This window comes from Rhizobium sp. PDO1-076, from assembly GCF_000247475.1.
Taxonomy (GTDB): Bacteria; Pseudomonadota; Alphaproteobacteria; order Rhizobiales; family Rhizobiaceae; genus Allorhizobium.
On the sequence record NZ_AHZC01000426.1, the window covers coordinates 1 to 19,170 of the forward strand.

A 19,170-nucleotide genomic window follows, 5' to 3' on the forward strand; every position below is an offset into this window, starting at 1 on the left:
TCCCACAGCACCTTCAGGTGCTGCTCTCGCTCATAGGGCTCAAGCGTGACGAAGCGGCCCTCAAGCCGGACACCCTGGGGTGCCGGGCACCCCTTGAACGTGGAAAGATCGCGCATGCTCGCCTCTCATTGGTCAATCGCCAACGCTTAGGCCAGCCGCCCGTCAAAGGCAACCGGCCAGCATGTTGCGTTCACCACTGGAGCGGTCAGGCCTGGACCTTGGCTGCCGAAACAGTTGCCTCGATGTGATCGACCAGCGCATCGGCCAGGCCGAGACGACCGGCCAGCATGTCGAGATAGCCGCGCTCGGCCCGCGTGTCCGGGTCTATCGCCAGGCGCGACGCCGTATAGAGTTCGACCTTCTGCTCCTCGGTGCGGGCGGCCGACACCATCGCGTCCAGATCGGTCGGATTGGCAAGCTCGGTGCGAATGAAGGCTTCGGCCTCCGAACCGATACCCGACAGTTGCACCTTGTCCATGATCCGGCTGCGTTCGCTGTCGTCGATATGGCCATCGGCCTTGGCGGCAGCGATCATAGCGCGCACCAGCGCAAGGGCAAAATCCTCGCTCTGGATGGCAGCATCAGGGCTGAAGGGTGAGTCGGACGGCGGCGGCAGGAGCTCAGGCAGCGACTGGGTCGGTTCGGGCGCCTGACCGGCCTGATAGTTCTTGTAGGCCTGATAGCCAAGGCCCGCGATTACCGCGAGACCGCCCAGCTTGACCGCATTTCCGGCCAGATTGCGGCCCGTCTTTGAGCCAAGCAGCACGGCTGCAATCGCGCCAGTGGCCAGCGGATTGGACTTGGCAAGCCCGACGACATCGCCGGCGCCTTTCCGCACGCTTCCATTGGTTCCAGGCATCTGCGAACCCAGAAATTGATCCAGCAGCTTCTTTGCATCAAACATGGCGGTCTCCTTTGGCCGTCTATCGAGACCGGTAGATAAGAAGCCGAAGGCTAAATTACAAAGACGGATCAAAGAAATTCGCCGGACCTCGCGGCCCGGCAAAGCGTAGAAGGCTCAACCTGCCAGCGCAAAAGCCTCGGCGGCAAGCTTGGTGATGCTGGCCCAGTCGCCCGCAGCAACCAGTTCCTTCGGGGCCACCCAGGAACCGCCAACGCAGACGACGTTCGGCAGCGACAGATAGTCCTTGGCATTCTTCAGCGAAATCCCGCCGGTCGGGCAAAACAGCGTGCCGGCGAGCGGCGACGACAACGACTTGAGGTAGGCAGCACCGCCAGCCTGCTCGGCCGGGAAGAATTTGAGAACCTGATAGCCCTCTTCGCGCAGCGCCATGACTTCCGATGCCGTGGCCGCACCCGGCAGCAGCGGGATCTCGGATGCGCGGGCGGCATCCAGCAGTTCCTGCGTCGTGCCGGGGCTGACGATGAACTGCGAACCGGCAGCAACCGCCGCTTCGAAATGTTTCGCATTGAGGATCGTGCCGGCACCGACGACGGCACCTTCGACTTCGGCGGCCACGCGGCGGACGGCTTCCAGTGCTGCATCCGTACGCAGCGTGATCTCGATCGCCTTCAGGCCACCGGCAACCAGTGCCCTGGCCAGCGGCACGGCAGTGTCCGCATCGTCGATGATCAACACCGGCACGACCGGCTGCAGCTTCAGGGTGGAGAGCAGTTTTGCGGTTTTATCGCCCATGATCGGAGGCCTCTTAAAACGATTAGATTTCCTGTTTCAGTACCGCGCAGGCGGCTCGATGTCGAGACAAATGCGCGCGCGGACGCTTTACCGGTTGCCAAGCTCTCGTCTTGCGCTAGGTTACGCCCGTCGGCGTCTTTTCGGAGCATGAGTACCATGGCGAAGGAAATAGAACGCAAGTTCCTGGTTCGAAATGACAGTTGGCGCCAGAACGTCACCTCTCAGACCAGCCTGCGTCAAGCCTATCTTTCTGTCGATACGGATCGCTCCGTGCGGGTCCGCACCAGCAACAACCATTCCGCCAAGCTGACGATCAAGTTCGGCAGCGGCACGATCACCCGCGACGAATTCGAATATCCGATCCCGCATGAGGATGCGCTGGAAATGATCGAATTTGCCCAGGGCAACGTCATCGAAAAAACCCGCTACACCGTCGACTATCACGGTTTCACCTGGGAGATCGACGTCTTCGAGGGTGCCTATCGCGGCCTGGTGATTGCCGAAGTCGAGATGCAGTCGGAAACCGACCAGCCACGCCAGCCGGAGTGGATTGGCCGCGAAGTGACCGGCGATCGGCGCTATTCGAACCAGGCCCTGGCCACCGAACGGCTCGTGCCGGAGCGTGTGCATGCCATATCGCATTAGACCGGACGGCGATTTCGCATCCGAGGTCCGACAGGTCGCCACCGCGCAATTGCAGCGCGCCATCACCAGCCTCGAACATCAGCCCGATGGCTTGCACGAGGCGATCCATGACGCGCGCAAGAAGTTCAAGCGCTTGCGCAATCTGCTGCGATTGGTCGCAATCGAAGACAAGGATACGCGCAAAACCGAGAATGCCCGGCTACGCGACACAGCGCGCTCGCTATCAACCGTACGCGATGCAACAGCCCTGATCGAAAGCATGGCCTATCTGTCGGGTCATGCCTTGAACAGCGACGAGAAGGCGACGGTCGCCCTCGCCCATCAGGCGCTGACGGAACGCCGCGACAGGCTGGCCTCGGAAGAAGGCGACCTGACGGACAAGGTGTCCGCCGCGATCATGCAATGTCGCGCATCCGTCGCCGCATTCTCCAGCCTCGAACTGCCGTCCAAGCCCCGCCCGACCGCAAGATTGTTGGCCAGTGGCTGGAAGAAGGCGCTTGCCAAGGGCCACGTGGCGCTAGCGACATGCCGCGAGGAAGGCCATGGCGAAGCCTTTCACGATCTGCGCAAGGCCGTGCAGGGCTACTGGATGAACCTCCTGCTGCTCCGCGAACTCTGGCCCTCGGCATTTGCCGCAAAGCGCCATCAGGCAAAGGAACTGGTCGACATCCTCGGTCACGAACACGATCTGACCCTGCTGATCGAACAGCTCGACCACCATCCCGATCTTGTCGGGAGCGGCGAAGCATTCGCGCATCTGCTCGCCATGATCATCCGCCAGCAACAGGAACTGCGCCGGCTGGGCCTTGACCGGGCGAAGAAAGTCTTTGCCGAAGCACCCGCCCAGGAAGCCGCCATCGTCGCGGCACTCTGGCTCGAAGCGACCACCAGCTGAAACATTTGCTGCCATCTCCTGGCAGCATCGGCTATAGAATGCGCCGATGAGCCGTTCCGAACGCCTTCTCCAACTGCTGCAAGTCCTGCGCCGTCATCGCCTTCCGGTCAGCGGCGGCACGCTGGCTGCTGAACTCGCCATATCGCTGCGCACGTTATACCGCGACATTGCCACCTTGCAGGCACAAGGTGCAGACATCGAGGGGGAAGCGGGCATCGGTTACGTCCTGAGGCCAACCTATATGCTGCCGCCACTGATGTTCACCCGCGACGAGATCGAAGCACTGATGCTGGGCTTCAACTTCGTTGCCCAGCGCACCGATGACAGCTTTGCCACAGCGGCTCGCGATGCCCTCGCCAAGATCAATGCCGTTCTGCCGGACGATCTGAGAGGTAGTCTCGGCGAAACCAGCCTGCTGGCCGGGCCGGGAAACCCACTGCCCGTGAACAGGGTTGAACTCGGTCTCCTGCGTCAGGCGCTTCGCCAGGAATATCCGCTCGACATCACCTACCGCGACCTGTCCGGCCAGACCTCGCGCCGCACCGTCTGGCCGTTCGCCCTCAGCTATTTCGACGGTGCCCGCGTGCTGATGACGTGGTGCACCCTGCGCCACGACTTTCGCAATTTCCGCAGCGACCGTATCGAGACGGCCGATCTGGGCGCCGGCCGTTACCCGAAACGCCGCGCCGCGCTGCTGAAAGAATGGCGCCAGCGCAACAACATTCCGAACCGGTTGATGTTATAGTCGAAAACGATGCTGACATTTTTTGGCATCATCCAATCGTATCCTGTGCCCAGTCAAGCAACAGGAGATGACCATGACCCCGACAATGACCATTCTTTACGTCGACAACACCCGCATCAGCGCCAGCTTCTATCAGCAGCTGTTCGACCACACACCGGTCGAAGTCTCTGACACGTTTGGTCTTTTTGTCCTGCCGTCGGGCCTCGTGCTCGGCCTGTGGTCGCGCCATACGGTGGAGCCGGCAACCAGCATCACCGGCGGCGGCTGCGAATTGGCAATCCGAACCACAGACCCGACGCAGGTCGATGCGACATTCGCTACCTGGCAGAACCTCGGCGTGACCGTGCTGCAGCCGCCGATCAATGCCGAATTCGGCCGCACCTTTGCGATTGCCGATCCCGACGGCCACCGCATCCGCGTCTTCAATCCACCGGCCTGAGCAGCTAAAATGTTTGGACCCTGCCGGTCATCGGACCGCACCGCCCGCCGAATTGACGATTTTCAAACTTCGGCCCGATTGCGAAAATCCGTTGCACGGCAGGGCTCAAGAAGGTATTTCGCCTGCCATGACAGACAATCTACAAGCCCCTCGCCACGAAGAAGGCGGCGCGTTTTGCGTGGCCGCACTTTATCATTTTGCCCAGTTCGGCCGGTTCGAGACCTTTCGCGAACCGCTGGAGACCCTGTGCAAGGCGGAAGGCATCAAGGGCACTTTGTTGCTCGCCCATGAAGGCATCAATGGCACGATCGCCGGCACCGATGCGGCCATCGCCAAGGTCCTGGCATTTCTGCGTGCCCAGCCGGAATTTGCCCGCTTGGAGCACAAGGAAAGCCGCGCATCGAAAATGCCCTTCGTGCGCATGAAGGTGAAGCTGAAGAAAGAGATTGTCACCATGGGCGTCGAGAACATCGACCCCAACCAGATCGTCGGCACCTATGTCGATGCAAAGGACTGGAACGATCTGATCTCCGATCCGGACACGATCGTCATCGACACCCGCAATGACTACGAGACGGCGATCGGCATATTCCGTGGCGCCATGGACCCGAACACAAAGACCTTCCGCGAGTTTCCCGACTGGGTGCGCAACAATCCCGGCCTGCACAACAAGCCGAAGATCGCCATGTACTGCACCGGTGGCATCCGCTGCGAGAAGGCGACAGCCTTCATGAAGCAGGAAGGCTTCGAGGACGTCTATCACCTCAAGGGCGGCATCCTGAAATATCTCGAGGAAGTGCCGGAAGAAACCAGCCTCTGGGACGGCGCCTGCTTCGTCTTTGACGAGCGCGTCTCCGTCACCCATGGCTTGAAGGAAGGCGAGCACAAGCTCTGCCACGCCTGCCGCAATCCGATCACCGCCGAAGAGATGACCTCGCCGCATTATGAGGAAGGCGTCTCCTGCAGCCAGTGCTACGACAGCCGTACCGAGGCGGACCGCGACCGTTTCCGCCAGCGCCAGCTGCAGATCACGCTGGCGAAGAAGCGCGGCGAAAGACATATCGGCGAGTGACCGGCCGCCTGCAGACGACCGATGCCACAAAGCACCGGTCGAATTGCGACCGCCCGATCAGTTGCCCTTGTGCTGCGCCTTCACATTGTCGATCTCGTACATCAGCGCCTTGAACGCGATGACCGCCTTGTCGTTCGACAGCTTGCGCTCCGGCACCAGCTCCTCGAGCGTATCGAGGACAAGGCGCAAGGCATCCTCGACCCGGCCGAGTTGCTTGCCGTAGCTTGCAACACCGCTGAGGATATCCTTCTCGACCGCAGGATTGGTCGAGGGGCCAAGATCGATGCTGAAATTGAAGAGCCCGACCTGGCCGCCCTGACTTGGACTAAACACCCAGGTCCAGGGATTGATCGTTTGGGTGACATCACCCGAAAGCGGAAGCTGCAGACGTCCCATGCCATTCCCTCCGACAACCAAAGAGAGAAGAGTGACAGCAATCGGATGAAACTCAAGCCTGGTGGCGTTTTTCGGCCTGGGCGTAGAATGCCTGCTCTGCCGCCCGCGCCCGAGGCTCCATCGACTTGTGCCGCAGGATCTCGATTTCGTCGGCGCCGCACGGCCTGCCGAACAGATAGCCCTGCAACTCGTCGCAGCCTGCAAGCCGCAACATGATCGCCTGCTGTTCCGTCTCCACGCCTTCGGCCGTGACCGGAATATCCAGCGATCGGGCTAGCGCCACGGTTGCCTGCAGCGTCTCTATGGCGCGGTGGCCCTCCTCCAGCGCCAGAACCATCGATCGGTCGATCTTCATCCGGTCGAACCCGAACTGCCTGAGATAACCGACGCTCGAAAATCCGGAGCCGAAGTCGTCGAGCGCAATGCGCACGCCGATCTGCCGCAACCGTTCCAGTGCCGCGCGCGCCCGATCGGGGCTCTGGATGAAATAGCTCTCGGTCATTTCCAGCACGGTCCGCGACGGCTCGATGCCAGTTTCCTTGAAAACCGCCTGGACACGCGCGACAAACGCCGGATCACGGAACTGGCCCGGCGACACATTGACCGACAGCCGCAGGTCCGGCCAGCTGCGCAATTGCTCCAGCGCCTGGCGCAGCACGGACATGCCGAGCTGGTCGATCAGACCGCTGGCTTCGGCAATCGGGATGAACACATCGGGTGACACCGGCCCATGTCCGCGTCGATGCCAGCGCGCCAGCGCCTCGACGCTGACCAGCGCGAAGTGCTGAGAACTGACGACCGGCTGGTAGACGACGGTAATTTCACCACGCTGGATCGCTTCCCTGAGATCAAGCTCCAGCTGGTTGCGGCTTTCCCGCTCCTCGTCCATCGCCGGGTCATAGAGCGTCCAGCGGCCGCGGCCGCCTTCCTTGGATGAATACATCGCCATGTCGGCGCGCCGGATGATCTCCTCGCCCTCGACACTGCCGGCCGGCGAAACGCTGAGCCCGATGCTGCAGCCGATCACCACCACCCGCTCGCCAACTGTCAGCGGTTCGCCGAAGAATTGCAGGATGGCATCACTGATCGCGATCGCGCGGGCCTCAACGTCGGTGCCGGAAAGGGCAATGGCAAACTCGTCGCCACCGACGCGGGCAAGCAAGGCTTCTTCACCGACCAGCATCTGCAGACCGGCCGCAACGCCCCGAATGAGCCGGTCGCCGGTGCCGTGTCCATAGGCGTCATTGACTTCCTTGAAGCCGTCGAGATCGAGATAGAGCAACACGACATCCTCGCCGCTTGCCCGGGCATCCTCGACACGTTGCGCCAACGCCGAGAACAGGCCCTCGCGATTGGCGAGACCGCTCAGCCTGTCCGTCCGTGACAGCTTGATGGCCGCAGCCTCGTCACCGCGCAGCCGCCGCACTTCCTTGGTGCCCACGACGAATAGCATTACGCAATAAAAGCCGATCAGGACCACGGCGCTGGTGACAAGCCAACGTACCTGTGCCCGGCTGACATCGCCCGGCGCACGCAGATCCCAGCCAAGGGCACCCAGCGTCGCTTGCGTCGGCGACAGGATATCCACCCGATGCGAAATAGCCGGATCGACCTCGCTCAGCGCCAGCCCGGGCAAAACATAGGCCTGGCCGATCCGTTTGACCGTATCGGTGGAGAGATGGCGCATGAAAATGAGATAGGCGCGCTGGTCAGCGTCCACCGTGACGTCACCGGATTTCAGCCTGATGAGTGCGGCGCCGGCCGCGCCAATGCCCTTGGCCGTCTTGGTGAAACCAAGCGCCTGCGGCATCTCGCCTTCGGGCATCGTCTGGACCTGCTCCAGAAGCCCGGCAACGTCAGGCGTCAGATACTCTGTCAGCGGACCTTCAATCGGCGCACCGTCCGAATAGGCCATGCTGGCAACACCCTGGGCGTCGAGCAGAATGGCAACATCGAACAGGTCGCTTTCAAACGTCATGTCGCCGAAATTACGGACGACCCAGTCGGCATCGCGTCGGACATAGATGTAGTCGGCGGCATCGTCCCAGGCTGCATAGTCGTTCAGTGTCGCGCCGAGCTGATGCTTGAACGTTTCAATCGCGCCGACAAGCGTCTCGCGGGACCGCTCTTCATCGAGGTGGTTGGCATAGCTTGCCACGCGGTCGAGTGCCGTCAGGACGATGCTGGTGACGATGACGGCGAGCGCTGCAAAGACAATCAGCATGAATGTCACCGCAAAGCGGCGATCCATCTGGGCACGGAGCCCTCGAATATCAAATGCAGGAAATCGCATATGTGAACCTTGGCATGAAGATCCACCCTGCGCACAATGTGTTCAATTTAGCTTAACATGCTGACATGCAATGAAAATATCGTTGTTTTAAATTCTTCTTATTGACAGCGGAAAACCTTCCCGGGATTGCCCGGAAAGGTTGTCTTTGGTGCGACACGGACTGTCATCCGCGCAGCAGGTATTTACCAGGCCGGGATGACGGCGCCCTTGAACTCTTCCTGGATAAAGGCCTTCACCGCATCGCTGTGATAGGATTCGATCAGCGTCTTGACCCAGGCAGCATCCTTGTCGGCGGCTTTGACCGCGATGACGTTGATATAGGGTGCCTTTTCGCTTTCGCGCGCAATCGGGTCCGTGCCGGGATTGAGGCCCGCTTCGAGCGCGTAGTTGGTATTGATCACCGAAGCGTCGACATCATCAAGAGCACGCGGGAGTTGAGCCGCGTCCAGTTCGGCAAAGGTGAGGTTCTTCGGATTTTCGATGACGTCGGCAGGACCGATCTTCAACCCGGCGCCATCCTTGAACTTGATCAGGCCCTGGTCGGCCAGCACCAGCAGCGCACGACCGCCATTGGTCGGATCATTCGGGATCGCAACGGTCGCGCCGTCGGCGAGGTCGGCAAGGCTCTTCACCTTCTTCGAATAGACACCCATCGGGAAGTTCACCGACTGGGCGACGCTGACAAGGTCAAAACCGCGATCGGCGACCTGGTTGTCGAGATAGGGCTGATGCTGAAACGAGTTGGCATTGAGATCGCCATCCGTCAGCGCCTGGTTCGGCACGACATAGTCGGAGAATTCGAGGATTTCGATGTCGAGGCCCTTGGTCGCGGCGACTTCCTTGACCTTCTCCATGATCTGGGCATGCGGACCCGGGGTAACACCGACCTTGATGCTTTCAGCCAGGGCAGTACCGGCAGAGAACAGAGCGGCGAGCGAGGCCGCCAGTATGAGCTTCTTCATGGGATGTCTCCTTGTGTTTTCTGTTTATCGCTTGGAAAGGATCAGTTTTTCCGGCTTTTTTGTCGAAGCGCCGGGCAAGTCCATCGCCGGCGCTCTGCACCGCCTGGACCAGCACGATGAGAACCACGACGACGGCCAGCATCACGTCCGGCATGAAGCGCTGGTAGCCATAGCGGATGCCGAGATCGCCGAGACCGCCGCCACCGACAGCACCAACCATGGCGGAATAGCCGACAAGGCTGACCGCGGTCATCGTCAGGGCAAGCACGATACCGGGCTTGGCCTCGGCCAGCAGCACCTTGGTGACGATCTGCAAAGGTGTCGCCCCCATGGCCCGCGCCGCCTCGATCAGCCCCTTGTCGACCTCGCGGATGGCCGCTTCGATCAGGCGGGCCACGAAGGGAATGGTCGCGATCGTCAGCGGCACGATGGCGGCAGATGTGCCGATCGATGTGCCGGTGATGAGCCGGGTGAAGGGAATGATCGCGACCACCAGAATGATGAAGGGTGTCGAGCGCGCGGCATTGACCACAAGGCCAACCACGCGGTTGACGGAAGGGGCGGCAAACAGCTCGCCGCGGCCGCTGGTTGCCAGAAACACACCGAATGGCAGGCCGATCAGCGTGCCGATCACGCCAGCGACCGCCACCATCTGCAGCGTCTGCAAAAGGGCTTTCAGCAGAAGATTGAACAGCATCTCAGGCGCCATAACCGAGCACCTCCGTGGTCAGGCCGGTTTCGGCATAAAAATGGTTCGCCCGCGCAACGACGTCAGGCGCTGCAGCATACGACACCACCAGCGACCCATAGGGTTCGCCGGCGATCTCGTCGATCGTGCCTGTGATGATGTTGACGTCCGAGCCAAGTTCGCTCATCAACCGCGAGACCAGCGGCTGCTCGGCCGTGGACCCGAAGAAATTCAACCGCACGAACAGTCTGTCGCCCGCTCCGGCAACAGGCTTCAGCCGGCGTGCGATCGCTTCGGGGAGCTTCGTGCCGGTCAGGCCGGACAACAGCGCGCGCGTGGTCTCATGGCTCGGACGGGTGAAGACGTCGAATGTGCGTCCTTCCTCGACGATCAACCCCTTGTCTATCACAGCGACGCGCGTGGCGATGGCTTTCACCACCTCCATTTCGTGGGTGATCAGCAGGACGGTGAGCCCGAGATCGCGATTGATGGTCTTCAACAGATCGAGGATCGACTGGGTCGTCTCGGGATCGAGCGCCGACGTTGCCTCGTCCGACAGCAGCAGCGATGGCTCGGTCGCAAGCGCCCTGGCGATACCGACGCGCTGCTTCTGGCCGCCCGACAACTCAGCGGGATAACGCGCAGCTTTATCCGCCAACCCGACCAGATCCATCAGAGGCCCGACCTTCGCCAGGATCGACATGCGGTCATAACCGGCGATTTCCAGCGGCAGGGCAATATTGTCGGCAACGGTGCGCGAGGACAGCAGGTTGAAATGCTGGAAGATCATGCCGACGGAACGGCGCAGACGGCGAAGGCCGGCATCGTCAAGACCACCGACATCGACGCCATCGACCATGACCTTGCCTGTGCTCGGCGTCTCCAACCCGTTGACCAGCCGGATCAGGGTTGACTTACCCGCACCGGACCGGCCGATAATACCGGTAATGGCCCCTTTCGGCACGGTATAGTCGATCCCGGCGAGTGCGGTGAAACCAGCCTGCCCGCGGCTCTCGCCGAAATGTTTGGTCACGCCTTCAAAAGCCACCATGGTGCGCGCGCCGATGCTCTCTTCGACAAGGGCATTCGTCATCGCAGCGCTCCCCGCGCGGAAGGCGTCGAAAGTCCGGATAGGGTCATGAAAAGTCTCTTCGGTAGCTGGCCAGATGGCCATGGATCGGGGGTTCTCGCGGACTTACCGGGAGCAACACATTCGGCACATGAGACGCCGCCTTACCATTCCGATCCCTGTCTTTCAAATCTGGCCAATGCCTGTCAGCCATGCATTGGGGAAAACTGAACTGCTTATTGCACCGGCGAGAGACAAAACCGAGCAAATGCATTCCGATTTTGGCCCATCGACGGATAAATCTATCCAATCCGCGTCCACACCGAAAGTGGGCGACGTGTCGCAGGCCCAACCTGCGACACGTCAACAATGTCAGACGAAACGCGTCAGGCGACGACGGAGACGAACTGATCCTTCGGGCGGCGCACCTTCTTCAGGTTGACCAGCCAGTCGCCTTCATCCGCACGGTAGCCGAGCGGCAGGATAGTCACCGAACGCAGGCCCTTCTCGCGAAGCCCCAGGATCTCGTCGAGCTTGGCCGCATCGAAACCTTCCATCGGTGTCGCGTCGACGCCCTCGAAGGCGGCTGCGGCCACCGACATGCCGAAACCGATATAGGCCTGGCGGGCAGCATGCTGGAAATTCACTTCCGGGTCGCGACCCGGATACAGGTTGAGAATCATCTGGCGATAGTTTTCCCAGCCTTCGTTCTTGAAACCGCGCTCATCATTGACGAGATCGAACATGCCGTTGATCCGGTCGGTGGTGTAGTTGTCCCAGGCGGCAAAGACCAGCAGATGCGAGCCTTCGGTGATCTGCGACTGGTTCCAGCCGATCTCCTGGATCTTCGCCCGCACCTCGGGATTGGTCACGACGATCACTTCGAACGGCTGCAGGCCGCTCGAGGTCGGTGCCAGGCGGGCGGCCTCGACGATACGCTCGACCTTGTCGTCGGCAACGATCTTCGACGGGTCCATCTTCTTGGTGGCATAACGCCAGTTCAGCTTTTCGATCAGTGCGGACATCAACATATTCCCTGGTTCGACCAGCAGCCTTGCGACCATCGGGAGGGATTGGCAGGAACGGCAAACTGGTATAGATTAGTAACCTAGCCTACATAGAGAACCGGAAAAGATGTGCAAGAAGGCACATTTTTTATACCAGGTATCATCGAGGGAAGTGCCATGTGCAACAGCAGTTACGATCCGGCCAAATGCCAGACTGTCAGCGAGATGCTGGCGCGGCTCGGCGACAAATGGACGGTTCTCGTGATCATGATGCTCGCCGACGGCCCGCAGCGCTTCAGCGACCTGAAACGCGCGGTGGTCGGCATTTCGCAGCGCATGCTGACGCTCACCCTGCGGGCTCTGGAGCGTGACGGCCTCGTTTCGCGCACGGTACATCCGACCGTGCCTCCGAAGGTCGAATATGCCCTGACCGAACTCGGCTGCTCCTTCGGCGAGCCGATCAGGGCCATGGGCGGCTGGGTCTTCCGCAACCACGACCTGATTCAGACGGCCCGCGCAGAATTCGACGAGCGCAATGCGGCAACAGGCGGTTCGAAGTTGGTACGGCTTGGTTGATCAAACGCCGGCGCGGACAGGTCACCAAGCTGTGGCGAAACGCGAACGCCATCTCATCTACGTCCGCTGACGGGACGCCATGCTGACGATGGTTGCGACGAATGCGGTCTTGCCACCGGTATAATATGCCCAATCGCCATTGGCCTCGGTCGCCAATCGGCACTTCAACGCGGCATAATCCGCAGCATCGTCCGGATGGCTGCGCAACCAGTCGCGAAACAGGATGCGCTTTTCGTGCGTGGCATTGTTCGGGCCACAGAGATAAAGCCGGTTGCCACGCGAGCCACGCCCGAACGTAAACGTCCACATGCCATCCGAATAGGGCGTGCCATGGAACGTGTATTTCGGTATCGCCTTTACCCGTTCGACCGCATCGGCAAGCATCCCCTCATCTCGGATGACGGCATCGATATCGATCTTCGGTTTTGCACGCAGACCGACGACAGCCGTGCTGCCGACGTGATGAACATCCTCCACGAGATTGCCCAACAGGCTCAAGAGATCGGCCTTTTCCGCGTCGAAGACCGCCAGCCAATCAGGATCGTATTCGACGACCTCAATGCTGCCCATCAGAGATCCCTGCCTGCTGCCTATAGCGCTCAATCCGTCTTGAAATTGCCTTTCGGAAATTCCGCCGCCAACGCACTGTACCACTTGCCGCTCTTCTTCACCGTGCGGACCTGGGTGTCATAGTCCACATGCACCAGGCCGAAGCGCATCTTGTAGCCTTCCGCCCATTCGAAATTGTCCATCAGGCTCCAGGCGAAATAGCCGTGCATCGGATAGCCATCCTTGATCAGGTCGGCGACCATAGACAGATGCTCGACATAATAGTCGAGCCGCGGCTGGTCATCGACCTCGCCATTCTCGACGCCCATATTGTAGCAGGCGCCGTTCTCGGTGATGTAGCAGACCGGCAGGTCGTAGCGCGCATAAAGACGCTCGACGAGCGACTTCAATGCCGGTGCATAGATCTCCCAGCCGATATCGGTCTTGACCTTGGAAATCGGCGGCGCGCTTGACGTCGCCGGGAATTCGGCGCCCGGCGTCGGATCATCCGAGACGCGCATCGGCGTATAGTAGTTCAGCCCCCACCAGTCGAGTTTCTGGCTGATGATCTCAAGGTCGTTCTCCTTGATCTTCGGCATGCGCGACCCGAGAGCCGACAGGAAATCCGCCGGATATTCGCCCTTGAACACCGGATCGAAGAACACGCCGTTGTGGAACTGGTGCGCCCGCTCGGCAGCGGCAATATCGGCAGCACTGTCTGACCCTGGCAGCGTCTCATGCGCATTCAGCACCAGGCCGACCGGCACATTCGGCGCAATTTCCCGGATCGCCTGAACGGAGAGACCATGGGCAAGATTGGTGTAATGCAGCGCATGCAGCGCCGCATCCATGTTGCGTTCGCCCGGCGCATGAATACCGTAGAGATGCGACAGCCAGACCGAGCACCAGGGCTCGTTGAAAGTGGCGACCGCATCGAGGCGGTCGCCCAGCCGCTCCATGATCACCTTGGTATAGCGCTGGAAGGCATAGGCCGTCGATCGCGCCGTCCAGCCACCGTCTCCCATCAGGGCCAGCGGCAGGTCCCAGTGATAGAGCGTCGCATAGGCCTTGATGCCGCGCGCCTTCAAGCCGTCGATCAGCCTGTCATAAAAATCGAGACCCGCCTCGTTGATCGGTCCGGTCCCCTCCGGAACGATGCGCGGCCAGGCGATCGAAAACCGGTAGCCGGTGACGCCCATGGCCTTGATCAGGTCGAGATCGCTTTCCCAGCGATTGTAGTGATCGCAGGCGACGTCGCCATTGTGGCGGCCGAAGACCCGGCCCGGCATGTTCGAAAACGCATCCCAGATCGACGGCTTGCGACCATCTGCCTTCGACGCCCCTTCGATCTGAAAGGAGGCGGTGGCGACCCCGAAGAGGAAGTCACCGGGAAAACGCGAGGCGAGAGCCTTGGGATCGATCATGGGAAATGTCCTTCGTCGGGTCGAGGCGGAAGGGCCGCCGCTGGTCAGTCGATGAGCGGTTTAGAGCAATCGAACGACGCGGTGAAGACATCGGGGATAAAAATCTGCAACGTTGCAGAAAGCTATATCTTCCTAAGCGCGTCAAGATAAACGTCACGCCCCAAATGGCCATCAATCGGATCGAAACCAGCCAAAAATCTGTACAAAAAACTGCAAAATGGTTTGGATTCATCGTAACCCGGTTGGCTATCGATCAGCGACAAAAGGGAAAGTTCGAGACGCTTCAAGGAAATGAAATGAATAGCGTCAGCCTGCGAGTAGTTGTGCAGAAAGAAGCTTAGTTCAGCAGCCAAAATCTTAAAATCCTGAATTATCCTATCGAATTCATACGTACGATCATTCATTTGGTTTTCGAAGGCATAGAAGCCTTCGTTTCCCAAACGTCCGCCAGAAAATGCGGCTTTGAACTGCTCTACCTCGGCAAGCTCCTTAATGTCGCTCCACATCGTCGAAAGGTCTTTTCGCCCTCCCTGAACGCTAGCCATCACAACAGAAGTGACAATATCCTCCCGACAGCGTTGATAGATAGAAATGACGTTATTTTTCAGAATTTTCGCCCGCCGTCGCTCCGGCACGTAAACTACTAAGAAGTAGAATAGGAACGAAATAAGCCCGCCTGACAGCAAGTTGAAAATTACGTCGAACACATCTGAGCCAACCGGACCAGTGAACACACCTAGGTAAAACTTGGCGACCAAAATTGCGCAAAGGGCAATTGTGTTTCCGATGAACCAAAATAGAACGGAAGTCAGTATTCGTTTCAATATTCGCACAAGCCGACCTCATTTCGTGCCGAGGCCAAATGTAGCTGAGTGCGGCGCAAAAACACAGTAGCGCCGCACTACTTCGCGAAAGATTACAGCTTCACCCAGCCGCCATTCTTCTTCGACGACGCGATGCAGGCCTCGACGAAGGCGACACCCTTCACGCCGTCGTCGATGGTCGGATAGACCACCGCCGGATCGACCTTGGCGCCTGTTCGCGCCGCGTTGATCGCCAATGCCGCTTCCGTGTAGATCGTCGCAAAGGCTTCGAGATAACCTTCCGGATGCCCGCTCGGGATGCGGGTGACGCGGGCAGCCGCAGAACCGGCACCGGCACCGCCACGGGTAACCAGCTGCTTCGGTTCGCCGAGCCGGGTGAACCAGAGATAGTTCGGATCGGCCTGCGTCCATTCGATGCCGGCCTTGGTGCCATAGACGCGCACTTTCAGGCCGTTCTCGTGCCCAGTCGCCACCTGGCTGCACCACAGAAGCCCCTTTGCGCCGCCCTTGAAGCGCAGCATCACATGGGCATTGTCGTCCAATCGCCGGCCTTCGACAAACGTGTGCACGTCGGCCGCCAGTTCATCCAGCTCAAGGCCGGAAATGAACGAACCGAGATTATAGGCATGCGTGCCGATATCGCCGGTGGAGCCGCCGGCACCCGACTGCTTCGGGTCGGTGCGCCAGGCCGCCTGCTTCTGGCCGGTCTGTTCGATCGGTTCCGCCAGCCAGTCCTGCGGATATTCCATCTGCACCAGGCGGATATCACCAAGTTCGCCGTTCTGCACCAGTTCGCGCGCATGGCGAACCATCGGATAACCGGTATAGTTATGCGTTAGGATGAACAGCGCCTTGGCCTTGTCGGCCACCGCTTTCAGTTTTTTCGCGTCTTCGAGGTTCGAGGTCACCGGCTTGTCGCAGATGACATGAATGCCGCGCTCTAGAAAGGCCTTCGCCGCTGGATAGTGAACATGGTTGGGCGTAACGATCGACACGGCCTGGATACCGTCCGGCCGGAGCGCTTCCTTTTCCGCCATCTCCTCGAAAGAGCCATAGCAGCGCTCGGGATCGAGCCCGAGTTCGCGCCCGGACGACAGCGATTTTTCGGCTGTCGATGACAGCGCGCCGGCGACCAGCTCGTACTGGTCGTCGATCCGTGCCGCGATACGATGCACCGCGCCGATAAAGGCACCCGACCCGCCACCCACCATGCCGAGCCGGATCTTGGGGTTCCGTTCTTCTGTCTTGCCTGCTTCGATCGCCATCGTGTTTTCTCCCGAATGATAATGTGGTGCGAGGGTTGCCCCCCTCTGTCACTCTCGTGACATCTCCCCCTAAGGAGGGAGATTGCCCGCCAGCGTATCGCCTCAATTGAAAGGCCACCGACATCTCGGCAACCGATCTCCCCCCTTGAGGGGGAGATGCCCGGCAGGGCAGAGGGGGGTACCATTATGCCGGGACGCTGACCGTCTCAGAGCCCCAGCATCCGCCGGTTGGCCGCATCATCCGTGCCGCTCGAGGCAAAATCGTCGAAGGCATGTTCCGTGACCCGGATGATATGTGCCTTGACGAATTCAGCCCCTTCGCGGGCGCCGTCTTCCGGATGTTTGAGCGCGCATTCCCACTCGACCACGGCCCAGCCGTCGAAATCATTGGCCGCCATCTTGGAAAAGATCGCGCCGAAATCGACCTGTCCGTCGCCGAGCGAGCGGAAGCGTCCGGCCCGGTTGACCCAGCCCTGATAACCTCCATAGACGCCCTGCCGGCCGGTCGGATTGAATTCCGCGTCCTTGACGTGGAACATCTTGATCCGGTCCTTGTAGATGTCGATGTTGTCGAGATAGTCGAGGCACTGCAGCACGTAGTGCGACGGATCATAGAGCATGTTGGCGCGCGGATGGTTCTTCACCCGTTCGAGGAACATCTCGAAGGTGACGCCATCATGCAGGTCTTCGCCCGGATGGATCTCATAGCAGACGTCCACGCCCTGCTCGTCGGCATAGTCGAGGATCGGCGTCCAGCGGCGGGCAAGCTCGTCGAAAGCGGCCTCGACCAGGCCGGCCGGCCGCTGCGGCCAGGGATAGATGTAGGGCCAGGCGAGCGCGCCGGAAAAGGTCGCATGCGCCTTGATGCCCAGATTGCGCGACGCCTTCAGCGCATATTTGACTTGGCTCACGGCCCATTCCTGACGCGCTTTGGGATTTCCGCGCACTTCCGGTGCGGCGAAACCGTCGAACGCCTCGTCATAAGCCGGATGCACGGCAACCAGCTGGCCCTGCAGATGGGTCGAAAGCTCGGTGATCTCGACGCCGTTGTTGCGCGCCACACCGGCGAGCTCGTCGCAATAGTCCTTGGATTCGGCAGCCTTCTTGAGGTCGATCAGCTGGCCGGCCCAGGTCGGCACCTGCACACCCAGATAACCCTTTTCCGCGGCCCATTTGGTGATTGAATCCCACGAATTGAACGGAGCTGCATCGCCCGCAAACTGGCCGAGAAAGATGGCTGGCCCTTTGATCGTCTTCATATTTTCTCCTCCCGGGAACGCTCCTGCAACGTTCCCGTAAACGGTTACAGGACTTGCAAAAACGAGACAATGGCATTGATCACGTCGACAGCAATCTGCCCGGGAAAACCCGGGCAGACCATTTGCATGGGGACTTGTCCGAAATCAGAAAGGCGAGTCCGGGAAGTAGTAGTTCTGCGCATTGTCCTTGGTGATCAGCGTCGCATCGAGAACATAAGTGCCGTGAACAGGAACCTGATCGTAGATCGCCGCAGCTGTCAGCTCCATCGCCGTGCCAACCATCGACGGCGGGTAGAGAACGTCGACCGGGATCATCTTGTCGCCATCCATGACCTTCTTGATCATGTCCTTCGAACCGGCACCGGCCACGACATACTGGATGTCGGTGCGCTTGGCCTGTTCGATCGCCTGCAGCACGCCGACGGCCATGTCGTCATCCTGGCACCAGACCACATCGATCTTCGGATATTTGGTCAGGTAGTCCTGCATCACCTTGAACGCGTCGTCGCGGTTCCAGTTGCCGAACTGGCGGTCGAGAACCTTGACCTTGGAGCCTTCGATGCCCTTGTCGAAACCGTCCTGACGCTGCTGGTCGATCGGGATCGGCAGGCCGCGGATGACAACGACTTCAGCTTCCGGCGTGTTGTCGGCAATGTACTTGCCGGCGACTTCACCAAGTGCCGGGTTGTTGCCGGCGACATAGAGATCACGCACGGAATTGTCATTGACGCTCGGCGCACGGTCGACGATCGACACGAACGTGCCCTTACCCTTGATTTCCTTGATCGCGTTGACCAGCGGATCCGGATCGGTCGGCAGGATGACCAGCGCATCGATGCCCTGGGTTTCGAGATCCTGCAGGGCATTGGCCTGGCTTGCCGGGTCCGGCGAGGTCTTGACGATGACGTTCAGGCCCGGATGCTCCTTCATCAGAAGCTCGGCAACGCGGTTGGCATGGTAGACGACACCCGCCGTCCAGCCGTGGTCGGCGGCCGGAATGGATACGCCGATGGTCTTCGTTTCCTGGGCCTGCGCGGCAGTGAAGATCGCGGTCAACGCCGTCATTGCGACGGCAAGTCCCATCAGTTTCTTGTGCATTGGTTTCCTCCCAAAGTGCCTAGGGTCATTTCAGTGACGGACCGGGCGACCCTCCTGCCCGGTCACGACTTACGCCTTGCGCGCCAGCGAACGCTGGACGAGCATCGCGATGATGATGATCGTGCCCTGGATGGCGCCGATCAGATATTCAGAGATGAAGTTCGACAACAGCATGATGTTGCCGACGAGTTCGAGGATGAAGGCACCGCAGATCGTACCCCAGACACGGCCGGCACCACCTTTGAGCGCCGTACCGCCGACAACGACCGCGGTGATCGCCTGCAATTCCCACAGGATACCTGTCGTC

General features: G+C 60.2%; 19 protein-coding genes and 2 pseudogenes. 6 read left to right on the forward strand and 15 right to left on the reverse strand.

The features are described 5' to 3' along the window. Positions 1-205: 205 nt before the first annotated feature. Together PDO_RS24525 and PDO_RS24530 are read right to left on the reverse strand one after the other, a co-directional pair. Positions 206-904: a tellurite resistance TerB family protein gene (locus PDO_RS24525; RefSeq protein WP_007608145.1), complete on the reverse strand. Its 699-nt coding sequence runs from the start codon at positions 902-904 to the stop codon at positions 206-208. A gap of 114 nt (positions 905-1,018) precedes the next feature. After that, entirely contained in the window at positions 1,019-1,657 is a 639-nt protein-coding gene (locus tag PDO_RS24530; RefSeq protein ID WP_007608146.1) for a 2-dehydro-3-deoxy-phosphogluconate aldolase, read from the reverse strand. A gap of 156 nt (positions 1,658-1,813) precedes the next feature. Here PDO_RS24530 and PDO_RS24535 point away from each other — a divergent pair, with 156 nt between their 5' ends. From PDO_RS24535 to trhO, 5 genes are all read left to right on the forward strand, one after another. Then, complete coding sequence (locus PDO_RS24535) at positions 1,814-2,302, forward strand: CYTH domain-containing protein (RefSeq protein ID WP_007608149.1); 489 nt, start codon at positions 1,814-1,816, stop codon at positions 2,300-2,302. Continuing rightward, positions 2,286-3,197: a CHAD domain-containing protein gene (locus tag PDO_RS24540; protein ID WP_007608150.1), complete on the forward strand. Its 912-nt coding sequence runs from the start codon at positions 2,286-2,288 to the stop codon at positions 3,195-3,197. Before PDO_RS24535 ends, PDO_RS24540 begins: the two co-directional genes overlap by 17 nt. A 46-nt stretch (positions 3,198-3,243) precedes the next feature. Further along, positions 3,244-3,942: a helix-turn-helix transcriptional regulator gene (locus tag PDO_RS24545; protein WP_007608152.1), complete on the forward strand. Its 699-nt coding sequence runs from the start codon at positions 3,244-3,246 to the stop codon at positions 3,940-3,942. A gap of 73 nt (positions 3,943-4,015) precedes the next feature. Continuing rightward, entirely contained in the window at positions 4,016-4,381 is a 366-nt protein-coding gene (locus PDO_RS24550; RefSeq protein WP_007608153.1) for a VOC family protein, read from the forward strand. Between the two features lie 127 nt (positions 4,382-4,508). Beyond that, the gene (trhO, locus tag PDO_RS24555) at positions 4,509-5,453 is read left to right on the forward strand and encodes an oxygen-dependent tRNA uridine(34) hydroxylase TrhO (protein WP_037075382.1); all 945 of its coding nucleotides are present in this window, start codon (positions 4,509-4,511) and stop codon (positions 5,451-5,453) included. A 57-nt stretch (positions 5,454-5,510) separates the two neighbouring features. Here the strand turns inward: trhO and PDO_RS24560 are convergent, their stop codons facing one another. The 6 genes and pseudogenes from PDO_RS24560 to PDO_RS24585 all read right to left on the reverse strand — a co-directional run bounded on the left by PDO_RS24560 (position 5,511) and on the right by PDO_RS24585 (position 11,886). Next, entirely contained in the window at positions 5,511-5,849 is a 339-nt protein-coding gene (locus PDO_RS24560; protein ID WP_007608156.1) for a hypothetical protein, read from the reverse strand. Positions 5,850-5,901: 52 nt separating this feature from the next. Then, positions 5,902-8,142: a putative bifunctional diguanylate cyclase/phosphodiesterase gene (locus tag PDO_RS24565; RefSeq protein WP_007608158.1), complete on the reverse strand. Its 2,241-nt coding sequence runs from the start codon at positions 8,140-8,142 to the stop codon at positions 5,902-5,904. 182 nt (positions 8,143-8,324) lie between these two features. Further along, complete coding sequence (locus tag PDO_RS24570) at positions 8,325-9,104, reverse strand: MetQ/NlpA family ABC transporter substrate-binding protein (RefSeq protein WP_037075386.1); 780 nt, start codon at positions 9,102-9,104, stop codon at positions 8,325-8,327. Between the two features lie 43 nt (positions 9,105-9,147). Further along, positions 9,148-9,813 (reverse strand): annotated as a pseudogene (locus tag PDO_RS24575) (methionine ABC transporter permease); the annotation flags it as partial. Next, positions 9,803-10,885 (reverse strand): methionine ABC transporter ATP-binding protein, encoded by a 1,083-nt coding sequence (locus PDO_RS24580; protein WP_007608164.1) that lies wholly within the window; start codon positions 10,883-10,885, stop codon positions 9,803-9,805. The pseudogene PDO_RS24575 and the gene PDO_RS24580, both read right to left, overlap by 11 nt. A 362-nt stretch (positions 10,886-11,247) precedes the next feature. Beyond that, positions 11,248-11,886, reverse strand: coding sequence for an NAD(P)H-dependent oxidoreductase (locus PDO_RS24585; RefSeq protein WP_007608166.1), 639 nt, complete (start codon positions 11,884-11,886; stop codon positions 11,248-11,250). 159 nt (positions 11,887-12,045) lie between these two features. Here PDO_RS24585 and PDO_RS24590 point away from each other — a divergent pair, with 159 nt between their 5' ends. Beyond that, entirely contained in the window at positions 12,046-12,444 is a 399-nt protein-coding gene (locus tag PDO_RS24590) for a winged helix-turn-helix transcriptional regulator (protein WP_007608172.1), read from the forward strand. A gap of 57 nt (positions 12,445-12,501) precedes the next feature. On the opposite strand, the gene PDO_RS24595 is transcribed toward PDO_RS24590, so the two are convergent. The 7 genes and pseudogenes from PDO_RS24595 to PDO_RS24625 form a co-directional block, all read right to left on the reverse strand. Continuing rightward, positions 12,502-13,014, reverse strand: a complete 513-nt coding sequence (locus PDO_RS24595) for a GrpB family protein (protein WP_007608173.1) — start codon at positions 13,012-13,014, stop codon at positions 12,502-12,504. Between the two features lie 29 nt (positions 13,015-13,043). Beyond that, the gene (locus tag PDO_RS24600) at positions 13,044-14,417 is read right to left on the reverse strand and encodes a GH1 family beta-glucosidase (RefSeq protein ID WP_007608178.1); all 1,374 of its coding nucleotides are present in this window, start codon (positions 14,415-14,417) and stop codon (positions 13,044-13,046) included. Between the two features lie 122 nt (positions 14,418-14,539). Further along, positions 14,540-15,250 carry a hypothetical protein gene (locus PDO_RS24605; protein WP_007608180.1) on the reverse strand — a complete coding sequence of 237 codons (711 nt, stop codon included), beginning with the start codon at positions 15,248-15,250 and terminating at the stop codon, positions 14,540-14,542. Between the two features lie 83 nt (positions 15,251-15,333). Continuing rightward, the gene (locus PDO_RS24610; RefSeq protein WP_007608182.1) at positions 15,334-16,506 is read right to left on the reverse strand and encodes a Gfo/Idh/MocA family protein; all 1,173 of its coding nucleotides are present in this window, start codon (positions 16,504-16,506) and stop codon (positions 15,334-15,336) included. Between the two features lie 206 nt (positions 16,507-16,712). Further along, positions 16,713-17,765 (reverse strand): sugar phosphate isomerase/epimerase family protein, encoded by a 1,053-nt coding sequence (locus PDO_RS24615; RefSeq protein WP_007608187.1) that lies wholly within the window; start codon positions 17,763-17,765, stop codon positions 16,713-16,715. Between the two features lie 144 nt (positions 17,766-17,909). Continuing rightward, entirely contained in the window at positions 17,910-18,863 is a 954-nt protein-coding gene (locus PDO_RS24620; RefSeq protein WP_007608189.1) for a substrate-binding domain-containing protein, read from the reverse strand. A 69-nt stretch (positions 18,864-18,932) separates the two neighbouring features. Next, positions 18,933-19,170 (reverse strand): annotated as a pseudogene (locus tag PDO_RS24625) (ABC transporter permease); the annotation flags it as partial.